General features: G+C 58.5%; 20 protein-coding genes and 1 tRNA gene. 7 read left to right on the top strand and 14 right to left on the bottom strand.

Annotated elements, in window-relative coordinates; all coding sequences use genetic code 11:
* Positions 1-60: 60 nt before the first annotated feature.
* From ACR3EM_RS14755 to ACR3EM_RS14770, 4 genes are all read right to left on the bottom strand, one after another.
* Positions 61-1,689, bottom strand: coding sequence for a DUF4139 domain-containing protein (locus ACR3EM_RS14755; protein ID WP_480471401.1), 1,629 nt, complete (start codon positions 1,687-1,689; stop codon positions 61-63).
* A gap of 132 nt (positions 1,690-1,821) precedes the next feature.
* Positions 1,822-2,844, bottom strand: coding sequence for an aspartate-semialdehyde dehydrogenase (locus ACR3EM_RS14760; RefSeq protein ID WP_480471402.1), 1,023 nt, complete (start codon positions 2,842-2,844; stop codon positions 1,822-1,824).
* Positions 2,845-2,957: 113 nt separating this feature from the next.
* A complete protein-coding gene (locus ACR3EM_RS14765) occupies positions 2,958-3,992 on the bottom strand; it encodes a glycosyltransferase family 4 protein (protein ID WP_480471403.1) in 1,035 nt (344 codons plus the stop codon).
* Positions 3,993-4,007: 15 nt separating this feature from the next.
* Positions 4,008-5,180: an MFS transporter gene (locus ACR3EM_RS14770; protein WP_480471404.1), complete on the bottom strand. Its 1,173-nt coding sequence runs from the start codon at positions 5,178-5,180 to the stop codon at positions 4,008-4,010.
* Positions 5,181-5,325: 145 nt separating this feature from the next.
* Here ACR3EM_RS14770 and ACR3EM_RS14775 point away from each other — a divergent pair, with 145 nt between their 5' ends.
* The gene (locus ACR3EM_RS14775) at positions 5,326-6,468 is read left to right on the top strand and encodes a DUF3095 domain-containing protein (protein ID WP_480471405.1); all 1,143 of its coding nucleotides are present in this window, start codon (positions 5,326-5,328) and stop codon (positions 6,466-6,468) included.
* Here ACR3EM_RS14775 and ACR3EM_RS14780 read toward each other — a convergent pair.
* Entirely contained in the window at positions 6,465-7,874 is a 1,410-nt protein-coding gene (locus ACR3EM_RS14780; protein WP_480471406.1) for a pyridoxal phosphate-dependent decarboxylase family protein, read from the bottom strand. The two genes, ACR3EM_RS14775 and ACR3EM_RS14780, sit on opposite strands and share 4 nt — an antisense overlap.
* A 136-nt stretch (positions 7,875-8,010) precedes the next feature.
* Between ACR3EM_RS14780 and hpaR the strand changes: the two genes are divergently transcribed.
* Together hpaR and ACR3EM_RS14790 are read left to right on the top strand one after the other, a co-directional pair.
* The gene (gene hpaR, locus ACR3EM_RS14785; protein ID WP_480471407.1) at positions 8,011-8,445 is read left to right on the top strand and encodes a homoprotocatechuate degradation operon regulator HpaR; all 435 of its coding nucleotides are present in this window, start codon (positions 8,011-8,013) and stop codon (positions 8,443-8,445) included.
* Positions 8,446-8,609: 164 nt separating this feature from the next.
* Positions 8,610-9,500, top strand: a complete 891-nt coding sequence (locus ACR3EM_RS14790) for a helix-turn-helix transcriptional regulator (RefSeq protein WP_480471408.1) — start codon at positions 8,610-8,612, stop codon at positions 9,498-9,500.
* Between the two features lie 7 nt (positions 9,501-9,507).
* Here ACR3EM_RS14790 and ACR3EM_RS14795 read toward each other — a convergent pair whose 3' ends face one another.
* Positions 9,508-10,719: a winged helix-turn-helix domain-containing protein gene (locus ACR3EM_RS14795; protein WP_480471409.1), complete on the bottom strand. Its 1,212-nt coding sequence runs from the start codon at positions 10,717-10,719 to the stop codon at positions 9,508-9,510.
* Positions 10,720-10,725: 6 nt separating this feature from the next.
* Positions 10,726-11,826, bottom strand: a complete 1,101-nt coding sequence (locus tag ACR3EM_RS14800) for a LacI family DNA-binding transcriptional regulator (protein ID WP_480471410.1) — start codon at positions 11,824-11,826, stop codon at positions 10,726-10,728.
* A 38-nt stretch (positions 11,827-11,864) separates the two neighbouring features.
* On the opposite strand from ACR3EM_RS14800, the gene ACR3EM_RS14805 reads away from it, so the two are divergent.
* Positions 11,865-11,941 (top strand) — tRNA-Arg (locus ACR3EM_RS14805).
* Between the two features lie 163 nt (positions 11,942-12,104).
* On the opposite strand, the gene ACR3EM_RS14810 is transcribed toward ACR3EM_RS14805, so the two are convergent.
* The 7 genes from ACR3EM_RS14810 to ACR3EM_RS14840 form a co-directional block, all read right to left on the bottom strand.
* On the bottom strand, positions 12,105-13,160 hold the full coding sequence (locus tag ACR3EM_RS14810) for an ABC transporter ATP-binding protein (RefSeq protein ID WP_480471411.1): 1,056 nt from the start codon (positions 13,158-13,160) through the stop codon (positions 12,105-12,107).
* Positions 13,160-14,407 carry an MGH1-like glycoside hydrolase domain-containing protein gene (locus ACR3EM_RS14815; RefSeq protein ID WP_480471412.1) on the bottom strand — a complete coding sequence of 416 codons (1,248 nt, stop codon included), beginning with the start codon at positions 14,405-14,407 and terminating at the stop codon, positions 13,160-13,162. Before ACR3EM_RS14815 ends, ACR3EM_RS14810 begins: the two co-directional genes overlap by 1 nt.
* 5 nt (positions 14,408-14,412) lie before the next feature.
* Positions 14,413-15,621, bottom strand: coding sequence for a carbohydrate ABC transporter permease (locus tag ACR3EM_RS14820; RefSeq protein WP_480471413.1), 1,209 nt, complete (start codon positions 15,619-15,621; stop codon positions 14,413-14,415).
* On the bottom strand, positions 15,621-16,853 hold the full coding sequence (locus tag ACR3EM_RS14825; RefSeq protein ID WP_480471414.1) for a carbohydrate ABC transporter permease: 1,233 nt from the start codon (positions 16,851-16,853) through the stop codon (positions 15,621-15,623). Before ACR3EM_RS14825 ends, ACR3EM_RS14820 begins: the two co-directional genes overlap by 1 nt.
* 57 nt (positions 16,854-16,910) lie before the next feature.
* The gene (locus ACR3EM_RS14830; protein ID WP_480471415.1) at positions 16,911-18,266 is read right to left on the bottom strand and encodes an ABC transporter substrate-binding protein; all 1,356 of its coding nucleotides are present in this window, start codon (positions 18,264-18,266) and stop codon (positions 16,911-16,913) included.
* A gap of 29 nt (positions 18,267-18,295) precedes the next feature.
* The gene (locus ACR3EM_RS14835) at positions 18,296-19,423 is read right to left on the bottom strand and encodes a LacI family DNA-binding transcriptional regulator (RefSeq protein WP_480471416.1); all 1,128 of its coding nucleotides are present in this window, start codon (positions 19,421-19,423) and stop codon (positions 18,296-18,298) included.
* A 154-nt stretch (positions 19,424-19,577) separates the two neighbouring features.
* Positions 19,578-21,065, bottom strand: a complete 1,488-nt coding sequence (locus ACR3EM_RS14840) for an ArnT family glycosyltransferase (protein WP_480471417.1) — start codon at positions 21,063-21,065, stop codon at positions 19,578-19,580.
* 117 nt (positions 21,066-21,182) lie between these two features.
* Here ACR3EM_RS14840 and ACR3EM_RS14845 point away from each other — a divergent pair, with 117 nt between their 5' ends.
* The 3 genes from ACR3EM_RS14845 (at position 21,183) to ACR3EM_RS14855 (ending at position 23,025) form a co-directional block, all read left to right on the top strand.
* Positions 21,183-21,944: a glycosyltransferase family 2 protein gene (locus ACR3EM_RS14845; protein WP_480471418.1), complete on the top strand. Its 762-nt coding sequence runs from the start codon at positions 21,183-21,185 to the stop codon at positions 21,942-21,944.
* Entirely contained in the window at positions 21,941-22,240 is a 300-nt protein-coding gene (locus tag ACR3EM_RS14850; RefSeq protein WP_480471419.1) for a lipid-A-disaccharide synthase N-terminal domain-containing protein, read from the top strand. Before ACR3EM_RS14845 ends, ACR3EM_RS14850 begins: the two co-directional genes overlap by 4 nt.
* Positions 22,241-22,362: 122 nt before the next feature.
* Positions 22,363-23,025: a GNAT family N-acetyltransferase gene (locus ACR3EM_RS14855; RefSeq protein WP_480471420.1), complete on the top strand. Its 663-nt coding sequence runs from the start codon at positions 22,363-22,365 to the stop codon at positions 23,023-23,025.
* The last annotated feature ends 107 nt before the right edge of the window (positions 23,026-23,132 follow it).

Genomic DNA, 23,132 nt, shown 5'->3' on the forward strand with positions numbered 1-23,132 from the left:
CAATCATCATTATAGTCGGTTCCAATGCCGCAGCAGCCCGGTCTGACGGGGCAGGGATAATCAGTCCAGCACCATCCCTTCAGGCCAGTTGATTTCCTGATCCAGCAGAATGATTTCGGGCTGACCCGGCGCCAGATCCATATCCCACGCAAGAATACCGCGCTTGTCGTCGACGTTTTCTTCGGTCGGTCGGGGATTTGCGGTCCAGCTGATCTCAAGATCTTCCTGTTCGGAATAAGGCACGCGATCAACAAGCCGCAAAGGCCAGGCGCGATCTGTCAGGTTTTCCACAGTGATCTGTGCCCGTTCCACACGCTGGTTCGAGCGGGAAATCAGGCCGGTGTCACCGCTGCTGCGATCCAGAATTCGGCGGTCAACGGTCACGCCATAGAGCGGGCCAAAACCCATCTCCACTTGCTCGGATGGCCCAATTTCAGGAGAATATTCAGTGGCCACCAATACGCCATTCACACGCCACCGCGCCAAGGGTGCCGTCAGCAGGTTCTGCTTGTAAGGGTTGGTGAAGCGGGCCGTACGAAAGGCTGTTTTATCCCGCAACGGTATCGCGAGGGCATAGACCTCGGCGGATTGCGTCATGCTGTCCAGTTCGAATTCGGCCAGTTCATGATCACTGGCGATCGAGACCGGTTGCGGCAGCGTATAGGTAATCCCGGTGCCCTGCACCGACGCAGCGCTGGGGGCCCATTGAGAGGTCTCTTCGACGACCACGGGCGCTTCAACCACGCCTTCTGCCAGGCTCGCAAATCTGTCCTGGGCCTTTGGTTCTTCCCGGATCGATCTGCGCTGCGGATAAAGCGGTGAGGCGCTGTTTTGGCCCACCGGCTGCAGCGTCGAGACATGCAAGGTGATGTCCTTCCAGTTCTCTCCGGTGCTCTGATTGACCCGAATCTGCCGGCTGATTGTGACTTCGGGCGCGTCGCCGGTGGTCAGGTCGAACTCATAACCCGGTACCCAGTTGGCCGAATAAAAGTCCAGATAAGACACCGATACGGTGCTGTTGATGGCGCTGTCTGCGACCACATCGACGGCCAGAAACAGACGCTCCTCGGTTTCGGGAACCAAAGCGGCCAGATCATCTTGGGCGGCTTCAAGTTCGAGCTTCAGATCACCCAGCTCTTTGCGGATTGTCCGTGCTTCGATTTCGGCGGACTGAACGGTTTCTTCAGCAGACAGTCCTTCGTCACCGACCATGCGGGCGATCTCGCGCAGGCTGTTTGCATCTGATCCGGCCAACCCTTCGTTGCTGCCCAGATTGGCCAGGAACGCAATTTTGTGCCGCGCGGCATCAGCCTTTAGCAACGCCGCATCAGCACGATCCTGCACTTCAATAATCTTGTCTTTGATACCCTCGATGCGCTGCTCGGCCTGTTTGATATCGTCGCTTGCGTAATCGTGCCACGGTACATCATCTCCGCGCACCACCAGCGCGGTCTGTGTCAGACCCTCAGCATGGACCTGCATCGTCGCAAGCTGAGTGTCGGTATCGTTGGCCGGGACCCCCAACAAGACCAATCGGTGACGCCCGGCCGGAATATCCAGCAACCCGGTTCGGATCACCTCGGCCCCTTCAGGGTAAACAGTGACCTCACTGACCTTGGTGTCGATTGCAAAGGTGTCGGCCTGAGCAAGAGTTGGGGCGAGGGCCAGAAGATATAGAAGCTGTCGCATGAAATCTCGCAAAAGAAACGGTGTCATCTTCCCGCAAGGGTTGCAGGCAATTCAGCCTCTGACAAGCCTCAATAAAGAAAAGAGGCCGCATCTTTCGATACGACCTCTTCGCATTCAAGTTGTTGAAACGGCTCAGCCCTTTTTCAGAACCTCACGGCCCAGCAGTTCGGCGATCTGTACCGCATTCAAAGCCGCACCTTTGCGCAGGTTGTCGGATACACACCACAGGTTCAGGCCGTTCTCGATGGTCGAATCCTGACGGATGCGGCTGATGAAGGTGGCGAAATCGCCCGCGCATTCGATGGGCGAGACGTAGCCACCGGCTTCGCGCTTGTCGATGACCATGATGCCCGGTGCTTCACGCAGGATGTCGCGGGCTTCGTCTTCGTCCAGGAATTCCTCGAACTCGATATTCACGGCCTCGGAATGGCCGACAAACACGGGAACGCGCACGCAGGTCGCGGTGACCTTGATCGACGGATCGACGATCTTTTTGGTCTCGACAACCATCTTCCACTCTTCCTTGGTTGAGCCGTCTTCCATGAAGACGTCGATCTGCGGAATGACGTTGAAGGCAATCTGCTTCTGGAATTTCTTCGGCTCAACCTCAGTGGTCGGGTTGTAGATGGCCTTGGTCTGATCCCAAAGCTCATCCATGCCTTCCTTACCGGCACCGGAAACCGACTGATAAGTCGACACCACAACGCGCTTGATCTTCGCACGGTCATGCAGCGGCTTCAGCGCGACAACCATCTGCGCGGTCGAGCAGTTGGGGTTGGCGATGATATTCTTGTTCTTGTAGTCGTGGATCGCCTCGGGGTTACATTCCGGCACGATCAGCGGAATCTCCGGGTCATAGCGATACAGCGACGAGTTATCGATCACCACGCAGCCAGCTGCCGCCGCCTTAGGGGCGTAGACCTTGGTAGCCTCGGAACCCACAGCAAACAGCGCCATGTCCCAGCCAGTGAAATCGAATGTGTCCAGATCTTTGGTAGTGAGCGTCTTGTCGCCAAAAGTCACCTCAGTGCCCAGCGAACGACGGCTTGCCAGGGCGGCAAGTTCATTGACGGGGAACTGGCGTTCCGCCAGGATGTTCAGCATTTCGCGGCCCACGTTGCCCGTGGCGCCGACGACTACGACGCGATAGCCCATTTCATGTCTCCAAAGTTAAGGACGCGCGTTCATAGCCGCGTTGCGGCAAAGAAAAAAGAGGGGTTTCGGCTTATTTCACTCTGCCACAGCGATTTGACGCAGTTCAGAGCGATTCAGTCCTGTTTCAGCAACGTTCGGTAAACCTCGACGATGGCCTGAGCCTCGCCTTCGATTCGAAAATTCTGTTCGACATGGGTTCGCGCGGCCTTCCCTGCAGCAGCGAGCGCAGTGCGATCCTGCAGCATATCCTCCAGCGCCTCAGCCAGCGCTCGGGCATTGTCCTTTTCGACCAGCCGTCCGGTCTCACCATCCTTGATCTGCGCGCTGAACGCGCCAACCCCATGGCAGGCAACGGCAGGAACACCCGAGGCCATCGCCTCCAGCGGCGTAAGGCCGAAACCTTCGTGTCGCGCAGGGGCGACGAACAGGTCGAGCGCACGGTAGGTCTCGACAATCTCATCCCAGGGGCGTTCACCCAGAAAATGCACGCGGTCGCCAAGCCCGGCATCCTGCAGCTTTTGTTCCTGTTCAGCCTGAAACGCTTCGAATTCCTTGGTGGCGCGCCCGGTGAAGATCACATGGGCGTCCGCGTGATTGGGCAGGACCTGCAGGGCGGCCTCAACCAGCAGATCGACCCCTTTCTGAGGGCGAATACGGCCAAAGCAGCCGATCAACAGCCCGTCTGGCAGGCCAAGCTTCTGACGCAGGGCGTGCTTATCCTCGGCGGGATGGAACAGTTCGGTATTCACACCATGCATGATGACGGTTGCGGGATGTTCCAGAAACGAGGCCGCCTGAGGGGTCGTCGCAATCAGCGCATCCATCTTCGAGATCAGCCGCTTGGTGAACCCGGAATGATCCCGTTGCGCGGCCGATGTGAACAGCAGCTTGTAATTGCGCCGAAGCACAGTGCGCAGGGCCAGACCCATCAGCATCTCGGTGTTGCGGCGCGCATGCCAGACCCGTTTGCGATTACGCAGAAACAGCAGTTTCCAGAGTCTGATATGGGGCAAATCATCAGGCAGGCCGGGCCCGGTGGCGCGGATGCTGATCATCTTCTGCTGGATTGGCAGCAGCCGGATCACCGTGGTTGTCACGCCCGACAGGGAATGCTTCAGATTGGGCGCAATCACCTCAATGTCCTGCACGGGCGGTCTCCGGTTTCAGTCCACGCTGTCCCGACTGAATAGATAGATCATGCAGCCAATGGCAAGGGCGGCGGCGAAAAAGCCGAAGATCGCGGTATAGGGCGCGGCTGGGCTGATCCCGGCGCTGGCCGCATGGATGCGTCCGGTGGCAAACTGCGCCAGCCCAACGCCGCCGACGCCAAAGAGGTTCAGCAGCGTGACGCCCCGCCCGACCAGATGCGGGGGTACAAAAGCCCGGCCATGGGCCATGATCACCGGAAAGCTGGCGCCCATGAAGCCGATCACGGCGAGCAACAGAACTGAGGTCCATACGCCGCGGTCGATCCACAGGCACAGCAGACCCAGCGCCGTGGCTCCCATCAGGTTTCCGCCCAGGATCACCCATTTCCGGGTGCCCAGGATACGGTCCAGCGGCCCATAGGCGAAAGTGCCCGCAATCATCGCGGCCCCCATGATCAGGGTTGCCGTCCCGATCTGAGAAGTACTCAGCCCGAACACGTCATTCAGATACGGACCGGCCCAGAGCCCTCGGGTCGCCCCCGAGGGCGCATAGGCCACAAGCATGAGCGGCAGAATGGCCCACAGCGCAGGTTCTTTCAGCAGGTCCAGAACCGATCCTTTTTGCTCGGTTTCGACCTTTTTGGGATCATGCACCGTCAGCCAGATCCCCGCGGCCACCACACCTGAGATGATCGCGAGCCCTGCCAGCGTGGCGCGCCAGCCCATCAGCTCGACCGCCAATGCGGTCGGGTAAGAGGCCACAAGATTGCCGACAGACCCCACCCCCAGCATCACTGCGGCAAGCGTGGCGAATTTGGCGGGCGGAAACTCTCGGGCGAAGATGTAGTAGGACGCCATCAGGACAGGCGAACATCCAACCCCGATTAGCGCCATGGCGAGTGCCACATGGAACGGAGTGGTGGCGACAGCGAACAGGCCAGCCCCGCCTGCGCCTCCGATCAGCAACAACGCCGCGGAACTGCGCCTTGGACCGACACGATCCAGCGCCCAGCCGACGGGTATCTGCATCGCGGCAAAGATCAGAAACCAAAGGCCCGAGGCAAAGGCGAGGTCCTCGGGCGTGGCCCCGATATCCCGGCCCAGATCGGTGGTCAGGACGGCGAGGAATGCGCGAAAAAACTGGCTCAGGACATAAGCCAGACACAAAACGATCAATCCTGCCTGCATCTACTGCCCCTTCGCCTGAATGCTTTGCAGCGATGCTTGGCACGTCATGCTGGCCTGCACAAGCATGCGCGACGTCCCATCAGGGGCGGACATTCTTCACTTTTGGGCTATGTTCAGATCAGCTTTAAGATTTTCAGAGAGCACCATGGCCCCCTCAGACCCTGTATTTTATGATTCAGTTCCCATTTCAGAAAGTTTCCTGAGCCTCAGCGATCCCGCGCGGTTCACACCTGTGCCCGACACCTGGTTTCTGGGCGTTGCCGACATCGTGGATTCGACCGGCGAGATCGCGCGGGGCCGGTACAAGACCGTCAACATGGTTGGGGCCGCGGTGATTTCAGGCATGATCAATGCACTGGACGGTCGTGTCTTTCCATATGTCTTCGGTGGCGATGGAGCCGGGTTCGCCGTATCGGGTGAGGATGCCGAAACCGCGCGGGTAACACTTGCAGCATTGCAAAGCTGGGCTGAGGCTGAATTCGCCATCACACTGCGTACGGCGCTGGTCGCTGTTGCCGATCTTCGCACCGCTGGGCGCGATCTGCGCGTGGCCCGCTATGCACCCTCGACCGGTGTCGATTATGCGATGTTCTCGGGCGGTGGTCTGGCCTGGGCCGAGGCGCAGATGAAATCCGGGCACTTCGCCATTCAGCCCGCCGGGCCAGATGCCTTGCCTGACCTGACCGGCCTGTCCTGCCGATGGTCCAATAGCCCGGCGCGGCATGGGCAGATCGTTTCAGTCGTTATTCAACCCACATCAGAGTCTAATGAGGCAGATTTCGCCGCCCTCACTCAATCCGTTCTATCCGTTGCCGAAGGGTTGGAGCGCGCCGGACACCCCGTTCCCCCCAAGGGACCACCAATGAGTTTCCCTCCGCCCGGTGTCGACATTGATGCCCATGTCTCACGCGCCGGGCGCAATTTGTTGTTGCAGAAGATACGGCTGACGATTGGGAATATGATGATCGGGCTGCTGTTCAAGACCGGCATGCGATTGGGGCAATTCGAACCCAACCATTACAAAGAGATGGTGAGCCGCAACGCGGATTTCCGCAAGTTTGACGACGGACTGAAGATGACACTGGATTGCGACCCGGCCACCTTGGAGCAGATCACCCGGATGCTGGAAGACGCGCAAGCGCACGGCAAAATCCGATACGGCCTGCATGCCCAGCAAGAGGCGATGATGACCTGCTTTGTGCCCTCGGCCATGCGCGACGATCATGTTCATTTCGTTGACGGAGCCTCGGGCGGCTATGCCCAGGCCGCAGCCGCCATGCGGGCTTAAAGCCCGCGCGCGATCTCGGTGATGACGTCATAGGCCATCATCACGTCTTGTTCGGTGGTTTCGAACTGGCCAGCTTGAAAGCGGATGACCAGATCGCCGTCCACACGGGTCTGGGTCAGGTAGATCCGTCCGTCATCATTGATCGCATTCACCAGTCGCAGGTTCAGATCGTCCAGATCGGTGGCCCCTTGCGGTGCATACTGGAAGGTCCAAAGTGACCACATCGGCGGCGTCACGATCCGAAAATCCGGCTCTGCTGCCAGCCGGTCATGCAGCGCCACTGACCAGTTGACGTGATTGCGCAGCCGTGCGCGCAGCCCTTCCAGCCCATAGGTCCGAATGACGAACCACAGCTTCAGCGCCCGGAACCGTCGGCCCAGTGGCACGGACCATTCCGAATAGTTGATGATCCCGTCCTTGCCATGTGTCTTCAGATATTCCGGGCTGATCGCCAACGTGCGCACCAGATCATCAGGGTTTTTAAGGAAATGCGCGCAGCAATCGAACTGGACGCCCAGCCACTTGTGTGGATTGAACACGATGCTGTCGGCCTGATCGATCCCGGGCCAGTAATGACGATATTCCGGACAGATCATGGCTGACCCGGCCCAAGCAGCATCCACATGGGTGTAGAGGTCATAATTCCGTGCAACCTCAAGGCAACGATCCACCGGGTCAGTTGCGCCTGTTCCGGTTCCGCCGACACACAGGATCACGCCTGTTGGCTGAAAACCAGAGTCTAAATCGGACTGAATTGCCGCCTCCAGCGCCACAGGATCCATCCCGCGCCAGTCGCCCTGAACCGGGATGCGCACCAGATTATCCTGTCCGATCCCGGCAACCCAGATGGCGCGGTCGATTGAGGTATGGACCTCGGACGAACAATAAATGCGCAGTGGTTTTTGACTAAACAGACCCTGGCTGTTGCCCTGCCAATTCATCGCCTTCTCGCGCATGGTCAGCACAGCGGCCAGCGTCGCGGATGATGCCGAATCCTGAATGACCCCAGCAAACCCTTCCGGCAGGTCCAGCGCCTCGCGCAGCCACTCCATCATCCGCGTTTCCATCTCGGTCGCGGCGGGCGAGGTCTGCCACAGCATGCATTGCGGCGCGATGGCGCTGGCTAGGAACTCGGCCAGAACCGATGGGGCCGAGGCGTTCGAGTTGAAGTAGGCGAAGAACCGGGGATGTTGCCAATGGGTGATGCCGGGCATCACGATGTCTTCGAAATCGCGAAAGATATCCTCGACCGGCTCACCATTCTCGGGCGGATGAGCAGGCAGAGCGTTCAGGATATCGCCGGGCTCGGTCCGGGCGCGCACGGGCTTGTCTCCGACCGTCAGGTGATAATCCTGCGTCCATTCAGCAACCTTCTTGCCCCAGTCGGAGAATTCATTCCACTTCATCATGATCCCCTTCGGATGTTCTTCTGTCAGCGTTTCAACGTTCATATACTAAACAAGTTAAGTAAAGTCCAGACCACATGATTGGTCATAGTCGGCGATCCCTTGCGAAATATCTGAAATTGCGCCAAAATTCCTTATGGCTGACGACTTACCCCTGACTTCTCGTTCCTTGCCGATTGCGCTGCTTCGTGCGCGGGAAAAGGTAATGGGGCCCATTCGTGGGGTTCTGGCCCATGCAGGCGTGACGGAACAGCAATGGCGTGTGTTGCGCGTCTTGCAGGAAGAAGGCCCGCAAGAGCCTACTCTGATCGCGGAGCGGGCTTGTCTGTTGTTGCCCAGCCTGACCCGGATTCTGAAGAAGCTGGAAGATAAGAAGCTGATCGTCAGGCGCCAGGACCTTAAGGATCGTCGCCGCCAGATTGTTGAAATCAGCGACGAAGGGCTGGCGATTATCCAGGCCAATCTGACCGCAATCCTCGAACAGGCGGCACATATGCGCAAGCTTTTGGGTGAAGACCGGCACGAGATGCTGCTGGACCTGCTGGGTGAGTTGTATGATCTGGACCCGTAGCCAAGGCATGTAAAAAAGGCTCTATTCAAGGGTTTTCGGAATAAACCTCGGATGAAATTCTCTGTTAAAATTTGCTCAAGGGCCGGTGAATTTACCAAAATCGTTGCCCGTTTGGATATCGCGTCGTAGCCTGTGCATTATATTACACAAACGGTTTGACCGGAATGGATGCCTCCACGCCGCCAAATGCGGAAAATGAGACCGACCCCCAGGATCTGAGCGCCCGCGTCGGCGCTCGTGTCAGGCGCGCGCGGCAGATGCGTGGCATTCCGCGCCGGGTTCTGTCCGAAAGCTCCGAAGTTTCGCCCCGCTATCTTGCGCAGCTTGAAGCGGGCGAGGGCAATATCTCAATCGGATTGTTGCAGCGCGTTGCCAAGGCCCTGGACTACAAGGTCGAATGGCTGGTCGGAGAGGATGATCCTTGGGATTCGGACGCGTTGCAGATGACCGAGCTGTATCGCGAAGCCAGCGACGACGTCAAAGAAGTCGTAATGAAGGCCTTGCGCCCGCAACCAGACTGGAACGCACAGGCGCAACGGATCTGCCTGATCGGGTTGCGAGGGGCTGGAAAGTCGACTTTGGGTGCGTTGTTGGGGGCTGAACTCGACCTGCCCTTTGTCGAGTTGACGACCAGGATCGAAGAGATGGCAGGCATGCCTTTGCCCGAGGTCATGGCCTTTTTCGGTCAGGATGGGTATCGCAACCTCGAAGCGCAGGCGCTGGACAGGGTGATCAACTCATATGACAGGCTGGTTCTGGCAGTGGCCGGAGGGATCGTGTCCGAACCCGCGACCTATACGAACCTGCTCAATCGGTTTCATACGGTCTGGCTGCGCACCTCACCGTCCGAGCATATGGATCGGGTACGTGCGCAGGGCGATGAACGCCCCATGGCAGGAAACCCGGAAGCGATGGAACAGTTGAAGTGTATCCTGGCCAGCCGTGAGGCGCTTTATGGTCGTGCGGATGCTCAGATGGATACCTCGGGCCGATCGGTTGAGGTTTCGCTGTCGGAACTTCAACAATTGATCAAGCAGCAGGGTTTTCTGGACTAAATAGACCCTATTTAGGGTCTTTCAGCCAGTTCTCCGCAAATTCCACATCCCCGAGCGCTGCAAATCGGCGTACCCGGTCCAGCTCGGCCTGCAGCCGTCGGGTGCGCGCATCTGACCAGCGCAGCTTGCGCTCGGGCCACACTGCCCGGACATGCAGCAGGTCCCGATCCCGCTGCGCCTTCATGTCGACCCGCCCAATCAGCCGGTCGCCCTCCAGCAACGGAAATACGTAATAACCGTAGACGCGTTTGGGCTCGGGTACGAAAACCTCGATCCGGTAATGAAAACCGAATAGCCGCTCGGCGCGGTTCCGGTCGCGCAACATTGGATCAAACGGGCTGAGCACCCGGTTCCGACCAGGGGCAGGCTCCAAAGCAGCGGCTTCATCGCAAAGGCCGGGGCGTGCAAAAACCTTCCGCGCATTCCCGTCTGCGCAAGTGATAGCTATTTCCTCGATATGACCCTGTGTTAGAGCCTGTTCACACCATGTTTTGGCCTCGGCGGCGCTGACCGTATCCCAAAAGGCTGCCAGCTCACCGGATGTCGCGAATCCCAATCGGTCGAGTGCTGCGTTGCACAACCAATCCACCGTGGCTTCGGCATCGCATGAGCCTCCGGGGCAGAGATGAGTGTCGATCACGCGCTCGGTCAGGTCATAGCGTTTCTGAAACCCGTCCCGGCCCACAACCGTCAGTGCGCCCGACCGCCAAAGATATTCCAGCGCGGTCTTGGACGGATGCCAGTCCCACCAACCGCCCGAGCCCTTTTTCTCGTCCTTTCCAACATCAGAGGACCCAACCGGGCCATGATCGCGGATATGTTGCAGGACCGTTTCGAACTTCTGCTCAAACCCGTCGCGCCGCCAGTTCTTCCAACGCGCTTTCAGCATGTCGGCATCGCGCAGAAATCTCAGATGCCAATGACGATAAAACTCCATCGGAATCACCGCGGCGTCATGTGTCCAATGCTCGAACAACGCCCGGTCGCGTTCATAAAGCCGCTTGAGGTGACGCGCGCGATAGCTGGGTCTGCGCGCATATAGGATCATGTCATGGGCGCGGGCGACGGTGTTGATGCTATCCAACTGAACGAACCCTAACCGATGGATCAGTTGCAACAAATCCTCGCCCTTGGAGCCGCCTGCGGGTTGCTCCAGCAGCGCATGGCGGTCCATGAACAGGGCACGCGCCGCCCGATTGTCCAGTCGTTGCAGCGCCATGACGTCTTAGCGCCGTTTCAGCGTATCACCATAGCTGATCTTGGGGGTCAGGGTGACGCGGGTTTCGACCTCTGCCTCCGGATCAGCCAGCTTTGCCGCGATGATCTGGGCAGCGGTACGCCCGATCTCGGTCCGGCAGGCATCCATAGTGGCCAGCTTGCGCGGCAGACCCTGCAACAGCTCCACATTGTTGAAACCGGCAAGGCCGATCTGACCAGGAACATCTATCCCCTGATCCAGCAGATACAGCAGCCCGCCTGCGCCGATCATGTCGTTGGAATAATACAGAAAATCCAATTCGGGTGAGCGTTCCAGCATGGCTTGCGTCATCTCGCGCCCCTTGGCCAACGCCGAGCCACCCGAGTAGAACTCGCGATCTTCGATCTCGACCCCGTGCTTGCCCAGAACCTCGGTGAAACCCTCGAACCGTTTCCGGGCGCGGTGGTCCAGAGGCATCTTGGTGCCCATAAAGCCGATATGCTCATATCCGGCCTTCAGGATCGCCTGCGCCATTTCGCGCCCGGCGCGTCGATGCGAAATCCCCACCATCGCGTCTACGGGCTTGCCATCGGTGTCCATGATCTCGACCACCGGAATGCCGGCCGAATCCAGCATGGCGCGCGCGGCTTCGGTGTGCTCCAGCCCGGCAATGATCACGCCCGAAGGCCGCCACGAGAGCATCTCGTACAGTACTTTCTCTTCCTTCTCGGGCAGATAGTCGGTGACGCCGACCACTGGCTGCAGCTCGGTATCCTCCAGCACTTGATTTATACCAGTCAGCACCTCTGGGAAGACCATGTTGGACAGAGACGGGATGATCACCGCCACCAGATTCACCCGGCTGGACGCCAGCGCGCCTGCGATCTTGTTGGGCACATACCCAAGCTCTTTCGCGGCGGCCAGAACACGGGTTCTGGTGGCGTCCGAGACATCCCCTCGATTGCGCAGCACCCGGCTGACCGTCATTTCAGACACTCCGGACGCTTCTGACACATCACGAAGGGTAAGCGGGCGTTTAGTTTCTGTTGTCACCGGGATACCTGCATTGTTGTTTCGCCGATGGTAGCGTGAACAGGGCAATCTGTTCAACACTTGTGCAAAGCCCATGACAATCCAAAAAAACCCCGCTACAGAAAACGTCGCGCGGCCCCGTGGCTCAACTGGATAGAGCAGCCCCCTCCTAAGGGGCAGGTTGCAGGTTCGAATCCTGCCGGGGTCGCCAGCCTGACTGATATCATTAGGAAAATGTTGCGAGGGTGCTGGCCGCACAGGGTGTGGGCCAGCAATTGTTGTGGTTCAGGGGCATCTCGGCTTTTCATTACGGTCGAGGTGTGACCCATTCATTTGAACTGACTGAACAGCTTCAAGCAGAAGGTCAGCCGAATTTATTCCAGACTCAGCGCGTCGCCGTTTTCGTCGAAGAAGTGCAACATATCAGTCGGGAATTGCAGGCCAATATTTGCCCCCGGTTTGAGGTCTGTGTCCCCGTTCAGGCGAACGGTCACTTTCTCTTCCGTACCGCAATCCACGATCAGGAACGTGTCTGCCCCGAGGTATTCGATCACTTCTATGACGCCATCGCTTTGGCCGTCTCCTGCCGCGACCACTTCGATGTGTTCGGGTCGGATGCCAAGCCTGTTGGCAATTCCAGACCCAGAAAAACTGCCACCTCTGCCACGGTCCAGAGTGTAGCTACCGTCTTGAGCAGTGCAGGGTAGTATGTTCATTTTCGGACTGCCGATGAACTGCGCCACAAACAGATTGGCCGGGCGTTCATAAAGCTCTCGCGGGGTGCCGACTTGCGCGATTTTACCGTATTCCAGCACGACGATGCGATCAGCTAAGGTCATCGCTTCGACCTGATCGTGCGTCACATAGATCATCGTCCGCTTCAGGTTTTGGTGGAGCTTTGCAATCTCATACCGCATTTCGACCCGAAGGGCTGCGTCGAGGTTTGAGAGAGGCTCGTCGAACAGAAACGCCGTCGGATCACGTACGATGGACCGGCCAATGGCGACGCGTTGACGCTGACCGCCGGACAAGTCCTTGGGCCGACGTTCCAGGAAGGGGCCCAGCTTCAGTACTTCGGCGGCTTTGTTGACCTGCTCAGCGATCTCAGCCTTCGGGACCCCGGCCACCTTTAGCGAGAAGCCCATGTTTTCAGCGACCGTAAGGTGCGGATAAAGCGCGTAGGATTGAAAGACCATTGTCAGCCCCCGCTTGGACGGCGGATGGTCCGTGACGTCGCTGTCATTGATCAAAAGCGAGCCACGCGAGATGTCTTCAAGCCCGCCAATCATGCGCAGCAGCGTGGATTTTCCGCAGCCGGACGGGCCCACGAAGACAATGAACTCGCCCTCTTCGATCTTAAGGTCGACACCTTTGATGACCTGAGCCGTGCCGAACCATTTTTCGACTGATTTTAGTTCGATGCTGCCCATTAGTTCCTCCCTGCCCAGTGCAGCCAGACAGCCGCAGTCCAGGTGAATGAATTTCCTCCGGCGGGGCTACCGGTGAGTGGATCGTAATATTCCGCGAAGCCGTTCGTTGCGATCAGCTGCGCGGTTTTCAGACGTAGTGCTTCGGCTTCTGACAGGTGCCCCATGTCAGCCAGTCCGAACCCAATCAGCATGTTCATGAAACCCCATGTTGGGCCTCTCCAATACCTGCGCTGGTCGAAGTTGGGCATCGCTGGGTCATAGCTGGGAACCGGATATGGCACATTCGCAAGCGCCGCCTGCAACCGTTCCAGCATGGGCTGTGAATCGAGGCCCGCATACCAGCAAAGATACGACGCGTTAGAGACACTTCCTGCCCATTCACCAGTCAGCGCATCGCGCGAGTCGAACGAGTTCAGCGTTTCGTTCCACAATGATCGAGCGCCGGCGTTGAGCTTCTGAATGTCATCGCTTAGCCCATCCGCCGCAATACCAAGCCTTTCGCTGATCACGAGCAGATCGCGCGCGGCGCGCAGGGTGATGAACGTCATAGTGGGATCGGCGACCCGGAATGGGTTCAGGCCCAGCAGTTTCTGCTGATCCCAGCCGACCTGGCACCCGATCTGAACCAGTTTGATATACCGATCATAGTCGTACTTGGTCGGTCGATCGGCGCTGTTGACGTGGCTTGTGTCACGCCGCTGATAGTCTCCAACGCCTGTGGGGTCGACGCCTTTCATCGCCTTGTCCCAGTCGGGCGCGTTATCCCGGCCAGCTTCCCACGGATGTGTGGTGCAAACCGCGCCGTGTTCGTCGAGTCGCCATCTCATGATCCAGCGATGCCACGCCAGCAGAGACGGGAAGAGAGCACGAACGTGGTCCGCGCCCGCATCGCCATCTTTTTCCCAGATCTTCCGCGCCACAGTTGCAGCCACTGGGGGCTGAATGATGCCAGAGGACGGGATCGGCCCATGGCCGCCCCAGACATCCGGACCAGGGAAATATCCGTCATCCTGTTTGTGGAACAGGATGTGCGGCACCAGTCCATCGTCCCACTGGCCTGAGAACAGTGTTTCCAGTTCGACCCATGCCCGGTCTATGTCGAACTCGGCAAAGCCAAGCGCCGCAATCGCGCTGTCCCAGTTCCATTGATAGGGGTACAGCCCCTCGGTCGGGATGGTGTAGCCGCCGCGATCATTGGCAACCAGTATGTTGCGCGCCTCGCGGTCGGGGTTTGTATGTTGGTTCATCTCAGTCATCCTTTGACGGACCCCGCAGTCAGGCCCTTGGTCATGAAACGTTCAAGTCCCAGGAACAGCGCCATGATCGGAACGGTGGCGATCACCGCACCGGCCATTAGGTGCTGTCGGGGAATTTCCGAGGAATTCAACATCGTGACGCCTCGGGTCAGGGTGAATTTCGACGGGTCGTCCAGCAGCATGAAGGCCAGCAGGAACTCATTCCATGCGATCATGAAGACGTAGAGCGAGACCGACGCCAGCGCAGGTAGGCTAAGTGGCAGGGTAATTTTCCAGATCACCGCCAGCCGCGACAGCCCATCCATCAGACCGGCCTCTTCCACCTCCGTCGGCAGGCCACGGAAATAACCTTGCAGCATATACAGCGCGACCGGGATCGTGGTGACCGGGTAGATCATGACGATGCCAAGGATTGAGTTGCGCAGCCCGGTCAGTGAGAATGCGATATAGATCGGCAGTGCCAGAACAATCATTGGCACCATGTAGATCAGCAGGATCGAGCGTGAGAACGCCTTTTGCCCTTTGAACCGGAACCGTGCCACCGCATAGGCACCGGGGACGCTGAACAGCAAGGTGATGAACACCGTCAAGACTGAGACATAAAGCGAGGTCCACAGATAGGTGCCGAAGTTGAAATCCCGAAACAGCTCGGTATAGCTGCGAAACAGCGCGGTGCCTTGCGATAGATCGACCGAGAAATCCAGCGGGTTCTGCAACAGGGCCTGCTGCGATTTCAGGCTGGTCATTACCATCACATAGAACGGGATGATCACAATCGCGGTGAAGAAGATATAGCCGAAACCCGTGCAGAACCGGATCACCGCCGCTTCGTATACATGACGCGTGAGTTCTCCGAACGGCGTCTCTTGCAGGATTGCTGCCATGGACAGGTGCATCACAACCGCCATCGCCACCACAGTGACCAAAACCGCCTGCAACGAGGTGTCCGAGCCGATCAGAACCGGCCCGAACCCGGTCAGGCAAGACAGGCCCAACAGTGCGGATATACCCAGACGAGCCGGTGCGCGCTGCGCCGGGAAGCGGACATAGATCAGACCGGCCAGAGCCCCCCAGATCAGGCAGAGCAGGACCTGAGGTCGGAACGCTGCCCCGGTTGAAAATGACATGGTGATGGCGACAGTTGTGGCGATCACCACCAGCCAGAGCGCGCCCAACAACGGCGCGATTATATACCCTTTGCGCATCACAAACCCTCCTCACGGCTGATGAAGCGGAAGAAGACGAAGCTGAATGCGATCAGGCAGAGCAGGATTACTACAGCCACCGCCGCGCCTGCGCCGATGTTTGAAATCGCAAAGGCCTGTTCATAGACATTCACCGTCAGCGTGCGGGTACCCGCGTTGCCGCCGGTCAGCAGGAAGATGTCGTCGAACTTGTTGAACGTCCAGATGAAGCGCAGCAGGAATAGTACCGACAGGATGCCCAGCAGTTGCGGGATGCTCAGCAGCCAGAACTTCTGGAATGGTGAGGCTCCATCCATATCCGCTGCTTCATACATGCTAGAGTCGATGGATTGCATCCGCGCCAGAATGAACAGGAAGGACAGCGGGAAATAGCGCCAGATCTCGAACACTGTCACCATGATCAGCGCCAAAGGGCGTTCCCCGAAGAAGTTGATCGGTTCACTGCTTAGTCCCATCTGCACCAACAATGCGTTGGCAGAACCTGAGAACGGGTCGAACAAGGTGACCCATGTGAAGGCCACAGCGATGACTGGCGCCACATAGGGGAACAGATAGAGGCCGCGTATGAACCCTTGTCCTTTGAAGCTTTTGTTCAGCAACAAGGCTGCAAACAGGCCCATCACCAAAGCCCCGATGGTGCCGACAACGGTGTAGAACAACGTGACCCATAGAACGCCCCAGAACTCGTCACCGTCAAAGACACGGGCGTAGTTCTCCAAGCTGAATTCAAGATTGGTTAGGACGCTGGGCCCGCTGCCGGTTACGCTTGGCTCCGACCCTTCAAGCAACTCTTCGAAAGCGTCCGGGTCTCCGTCCACGGTAACAGGGATGCGGATGCGTTCGCGTTGACCGCCTTCCAGAGTGTTGAAATCGCAGAACAGGTTTTGCCCGTCCAGAACACAGGGACTTGTCACCTCGCGCGCCGTTACGCCGTCTGGCAGAACATCGGTCAGGGTAACGCCGACAATGGCGATATCCTGACTTGAGTTGCGAACGCGGTATTCAATCCGCAGATCCTCGCCGGATCCGCGCAGACTTTCACGAACGACCGGTGCAGGCGGGCGCAGGTCGGACAGGGTGAACGGTTTGAAGCTGATCCAGATGATCGCCAGCAAGGGCAGGATCACCACAAGCGATACACTGATCACGGTCGGAGCCAGCAGCGTCCAGGCCAGACGCGCCTCGCGTTTGGCTAACGCCCCGGTTCCTGTCGGTGGGGTGGCCGAAGTCATGGGATACCTCGAAGGGTTGGGTGCAGCGGCACATTCGCCGCTGCATGTGTCACAAGGTCACTGAACCTTGGCGAGTTCGTCGTTCATCGCGGCCACCGCAGCGGCTGCATCGATTTCATCATCGATATACTGACGCACGACCCGGTTGATGGCCTGGCTGTTGATCATTTTGGACGCCAACGCCAGCTGACCCTCGGCGACGCCCCAGCGCTGCGCCACGTCCAGACCACCAACGATCTCGTCGATCATCGCCTGATCATAAAGCTCGCCCAACGGGGCCTTGCGATCGACACCGACGGGCAATTCGGCCCAGGCTTCGGAGAAGGCGGTCGGGTTGTCAGCATTGCCGCGACGGACCGGGAACTTACCCTCAGGCGCGATGGCCAGCGTCTGGGTATAGCCCTGATCCATGGCGTATTTCACAAACTCCATCGCCGCGTCGGTATCCGCGTCGTTAGTGATGCCAAAGTATCGAACGTCACCCCAAGCCGCGCCATCCGGGTTGGACGGGCCAGCGAAGTTGGTCACGATACCGGTTTTCGACGCAAGATCGCGCGAGGTCGGATCATCGTTGATGGTGGGCGGGGCGCTGTCACGCAGACCGGCCAGTTCATCCAGAATGAACGGAGACCAGATGATCATCGCGGCCTTGCCATCGAAATACAGTTCACGCGACTGCTTCCAGAACAGCTCACCCGGAGGCGAAGCTTTCGAGATTGCCTTGTAGAAATCCAGAACCTCGGTCGTTTTGGCCTCATCCAGAGGCTGGAAACCATCCGCACCCACCGGCGTCACGCCATTGGCGAGGAACACATGCTCCAGCACCTGGCTCATGAAGTTTTCGTCCACCTTGGTGGCTGCGACAAAGCCATACAACTCGGGCGGGTTGTGCAACTGCTCCAGCGCGGCAAGGACATTAGCGAAGGAATTCGGGGCCTCAAGTCCGGCCTCATCAAACAGGTCCTTGCGATACACAACCATCTGGGTCCAGCCATCGACTGGCACCGATGCGGTTTCGCCGTTGAACGCCGCCATGCCAAGTGCGCCGGGGGCGAATGTGTCGGCGCCCAGCTCTTCGATCACTTCGGTCGCGGCTTCGGTGTCCAGAATGCCGGCCTCAGCCCATGGCAGGGCGTATTGCAGCGGGTGGTAGACCACATCCGGCAGATCTCCAGCGGCAAAGGCGGCGGTGGCGCGGGTACCCAGATCAGTTTCGGTGACTGGGATCACCTCGACCGTGGTGCCGGTTTCAGCCTTGAACTGATCGGCCATTTCCTGTTGCTTGGCCAGCCGCTCGGGCTGTTCTTCGGTGGTCCAGAAGCGGATCGTATCCGCATGTGCCGACACCGCCGTCAGTATCAACGCAAGCGATGTTCCAAGCATCATTCGCGATGCTGCAGGTGCAATTTTCATAGTCGGTCTCCTCCCCGGTTATGAACATTCTAAAGTTGGATTTTCCGGGCCAGCCCCTCGGGGGTCAGCCGCGGTGGCCCGTCGGATTCGCGCTCAATCAGCACGGCCTCGCTCAGCTCGCGCAGATCAGCGGGTGCTTCACCGCGAGTCTGGCGGATCAACATGGTTGCAAGGCGTTCACCGGCACGCTGAGAGTCCACGCTGAAGGTAGTCAGCCCGGGGCTGACATATTGGCATTCGGGTATGCCGTCATATCCCAGGATTGAAACGTCGCGCCCGATCTCAAGGCCCAGTTCTGTGCAGACCGGATAACACCCCAGCGCGGCCAGATCCGTTGCAAACACGATCGCTGTTGGCGGGCGACCCAATGTCAAAAGCGCGCGCGCCTCAACAGCACCTTCTTCGCGCGTGCGCGCGCCTTCCCGGATCAGCTCAGGATCGGCGGGCAGACCTGCGGCCTTGAGGCCTTCGAGATACCCGTCGCGGCGCAGATGGCTGTAGTTGAATTTCGGATCGCTGCCGACATAGCCAATGCGCGTATGGCCAATACGGACGAGTCGATCAACCGCATCCCGTATCGCCGTTTCGCCGGAGATATCGAACCAGGATGTGTCATGCTGCGCGCCCGCTTGCCCGTATCCGGTACGTCCATAAAGGATAAACGGAACTCCCAGCTCTCTGAGGTATTTCACGCGCGGGTCGTCGACCTCGGTCCGGGGCAGGATGAACCCATCAGCCTTGCGTTCTTCGACAAGCCGCCCCAGGACTTCAAGCATGTCTTTCTCGGACTTCGCCGTGGAAATTGTCATTGTCCAATCTAACGCGCTCGCCGCTTCGCACGCGCCGGCCAGAAAGTCCTGAAGAAAAGGATTATGCCGGTCAGGCTCTTCGCTGTTGATCACCATTGCAATGGCGCGCACCCGCCCGGTTCGGATGGCCTGCGCATGGCTGAGCGGACGATACCCCATCTTACGCGCTGTGACTTCAACGCGCTTTCGCGTGGCCTCAGAAATATCCGGATACCCGTTCAAGGCGCGCGACACGGTGCTCTTGGAAAGCCCGAGATGCTTTGCCAGCTCGTCCAGCTTTACCCTTTTGGGGGACGAGAGGCGATGCGGTGAAGACTGACGCCTTTGCAGTGTTGGATTCGTTATCATTCCCTATTAATTCGCACCGAAACCGGTTTCGGCAACGAAAAAATAAAATATGCCCAACGCTGCCAGAGGCGATGTTCAGGAATGCCTGGAAGAATCGAAGGCCCAGTCTAGGGTTGCATAGCCTCGCAGCGATACAGCCAATACGGTCAAGGCCCTATTGGTTGATCAAGCTGTCCGCTGTCCAATAGACAAATTTTGTCCCGTTAACAGGCTGCCGGACAAGACCGTCTAGGTCATCGGCAATTTGATCAAGCTCTTTCGCGCGGCAAACACCGCGCAACGGGCCGGAAACATAGCCAAACCGATCCAGATAACCGCGCAGATCAGGGCGCCTGATATAAACGAAACGCTGATCGGGTGACGCATAGACCGAGGCTGCCCCCAGCGGCAGACGGTGCCGGTTGTCAAAGCCGCATACCACCAGTGTTTCGCCGGGCTGAACCATGGATTGCAGCGGTTCAAGCAGGTCCTGCAGGTCAATGCCGAACTGTTCGGCCGTGTTGGGGTGGCTATAGTCGACGGATCGTTTCAGTGGGCCTTTTTCGGACAGACAAAGCACAGCGATGAGCAGCACGCGCACCCAAAGCCGTTTCGAGATCAGCATGATACCGCCCGCGGCACCAACCATCAGCATCGGCAAGATCAGCAGCGTATAGCGGTCATAGACCTTCCCCGATGCCATCCACATGCCCAGGAAGAAAACCACGGCAATCCCGGTTGCGGCCAGCAGGCGGGGGCGTCCAAATTTGAAGGGCAGGAAGAACAGCCCGATCAATCCCACCAGCCGCAATCCCGGCGCGTTGCCCAGAATGATCTCCGAGAGTTTCTTCAGGCTACGGTCGGAAACGCTGGGTGCAAAACGGTCCAGCATCTCGGTACGCACACTGCCCTGAAACTCGGCCCCGAAGCCAAAGCGCAGATATTGAAACAGTGGCCAGAAGAAAGCTAGCAGCAGACAGGCCGCCATGCTCCACAGGAATGTCCGGTTTTTCCAGATCTCACTTGTGGGACGGTCCTGCCAACGCTGCGTCAGGATCAAGGTCAGCAAAGCGATCGCCAGAAAGGCCAGCGGTGTCGGGCTTTTCTGCATCCCGGACAGAAACACCGTAACGGCGAACCAGGGCCACAGGCGCGGACGCTCAAAAGCGGCCAGCATGATGGCGACGCCAAGGGTCGAGAAGAACATCGCGCCATTGTCCAGCATGGCCGAAGTGGCGTGACCCCAGAAATTCTGAGAGCTGGAGACCAGCAGTACCGCAGGCAGCATCAGCCAGGGATGATCCGGCACCATGACCCGTGCGAGCCAAGCGGTCGCGATCAACGTGCCCAGCGCAAACAGCATCGAAGGCAGGTGCAGGGCTGTCATATGTGACAGGCCCATCTCGATCATCGCCGCCGTCATCCAATATTGCAGCGGAGGTTTCTTCAGGCTGGGTTCGTTCTGTGAAAAGACCGTGAACCAATCGCCGTTGCGGGCAAAGCCGAGGCTGCGGTCATAGGTGAAGAACTCATCGATCTTCGACAGCCCGTCCTGTCCCAGCCCGATCGTGTACCAGCACCACAGAATCGCGATGACGATGCCCGTCACGATGTAAGGCGCCCAGTCATGCGCCAGAAGGCGTTCGGTCGATTTGACGTTCACCACGCCCACCTTTCGATCAGTTGTGCTGAAACCCGCTTTTCGGCTGGCTGGCTACTTGAATTTACGCTCCTGATCAATCACAAGCCATGGTGTCTGAATCAAGAACACAAATTCGTCATGCCCAGCGATACTCAGCCTCAGTCCGATAGCCGACCCACCGTGTCTGTTGTCATCCCCATGCATAATGAGCAAGGCGCCGCGGCTGATCTGCTGCAAGGCATCTGTGCTGCCGCTGCGGATTTGCCGGCGTTCGAGATCATCGCTGTCGATGACGGCTCGACAGACGGCACCTATGAGGCGCTGAAGACGTTCCAACAATCCTGCCCGCAACTGCGTATCCTGCAGCACAAACCTGCCGGAGGGCAAAGCGCCGCTGTTCATTCGGGCGTCCAGGCCGCGCGGGCCGAGATTTGCTGTACGCTTGACGGTGACGGCCAGAACCCGCCCGAGGAGCTGCCAAAGATCTGGTCTCCGCTGTTGGCGGATGACAGCGGGCAGATCGGTCTTGTGGCCGGGCAGCGGCTGGGGCGGAAGGACACCGTTTCGAAAAAACTGGCCTCGCGCGCGGCGAATGCGCTGCGGGGATGGATGCTGAAGGACGGCACCCGCGATACCGGATGCGGGTTCAAGGCCTTCCGAAGGCAGGCCTTTCTGAACCTGCCCTATTTCGATCACATGCACCGCTATCTGCCCGCGCTGTTCAAAGCCTATGGCTGGCAGGTCGCGCTGGTTGATGTCGCACATCAGCAGCGTCTGTCGGGGCAATCCAAATATACCAATTTCGGCCGTGCGATGGTCGGCATCTGGGATCTGTTCGGCGTCGTCTGGCTGATGCGCCGCGCCAAATCGGTCTCGGCAAAAGAGGCGGGACGGTCGTGAAAGAAGCCATTCTCGAAATCCTGCGTGTCGACAGTCCGACGGAGGCGCTTTGGGTCTTTATCGGCCTTGCCGGGCAGCTGATGTTCAGCGCCCGGTTCATCGTTCAGTGGATCACCTCGGAACGGGCCAAGAAATCGGTCATCCCTATGGCTTTCTGGTATCTGTCCATCGGCGGCGGGCTGATCCTGCTCAGCTATGCGATCTATCGCCGTGATCCCGTCTTTATTCTCGGCCAGTCTATGGGCTTGTCGATCTATCTACGCAACATTTTCCTGATCCGGGCTGAAAACCGCTAGGACCTCGCGCACGTTGTTGAGAAACCGGCCCGCTCAGCGGGTCTCGGCTTATCTGAATCCTTGTGTGAACAAGTTATTTCTCGTTTTTGAATCATCTGTGCTAGTATCGCGCGGATAGATTTTTGTATTTGTATTCGGAGGCTTTGCCTTTGCCCGATGCTACACCCCGGTTGTTCCGGCTGCGTCCGCTCGAGAAGTCGGATATGGAAACGGCTGCGCGCTGGTTTCAGGATGTACACGACCTTGCACTGTTTGACCGGACGTCACGCGTTCCGCTGAATCTGATGCAAACCGAACAGATTTGGGAAGAGGCGCTCAGCTCCGCGCCCGATTGCAGGAAGTGCTGGTTCATCATCGAATCCGAAGGCGGTGACGCGGTGGGTATGATCGGGCTCGAAGCGATTTCACCGGTCAACCGCGATGCCGTGATCCCGATTTTCATCGACAAATCTGTGCGCCGCCATGGTGTTGCTGTCCGGGCGATTGCGCTGCTGCTGGATTTTGCGTTCCGGCAGCTGGGGCTCAACCGGATCACCTCGTATTACCGGGCCGATAATCACAGCAGCCGCGATCTGATCAGTCAGGTCGGATGTCAGATCGAAGGCACCATGCGACAGGCGTGGTTCGCAGACGGACAGTTCCACGACATGGTGGTTGTTGGTATGTTGCAGCAGGACTGGACCACACGGCGGCAGGTTCTGGCGCAGGAATTGCATTCCGATACTGTGGTCAGTTTCGGCTCGGCCGACTGGAGCTGGCCACCCCGGGCGGATTGCGATGACTGAAATAACGCCTGTATCGAGGCAGATTTTGCTAGAGTACACTCGTCGGATTCGACGCGACACGACATTCGAGTATTGCCAGTGAATACAACCGGTTCAGACCCCTCACT

The sequence above is a fragment of the Ruegeria sp. AH3 genome (genome assembly GCF_056536265.1).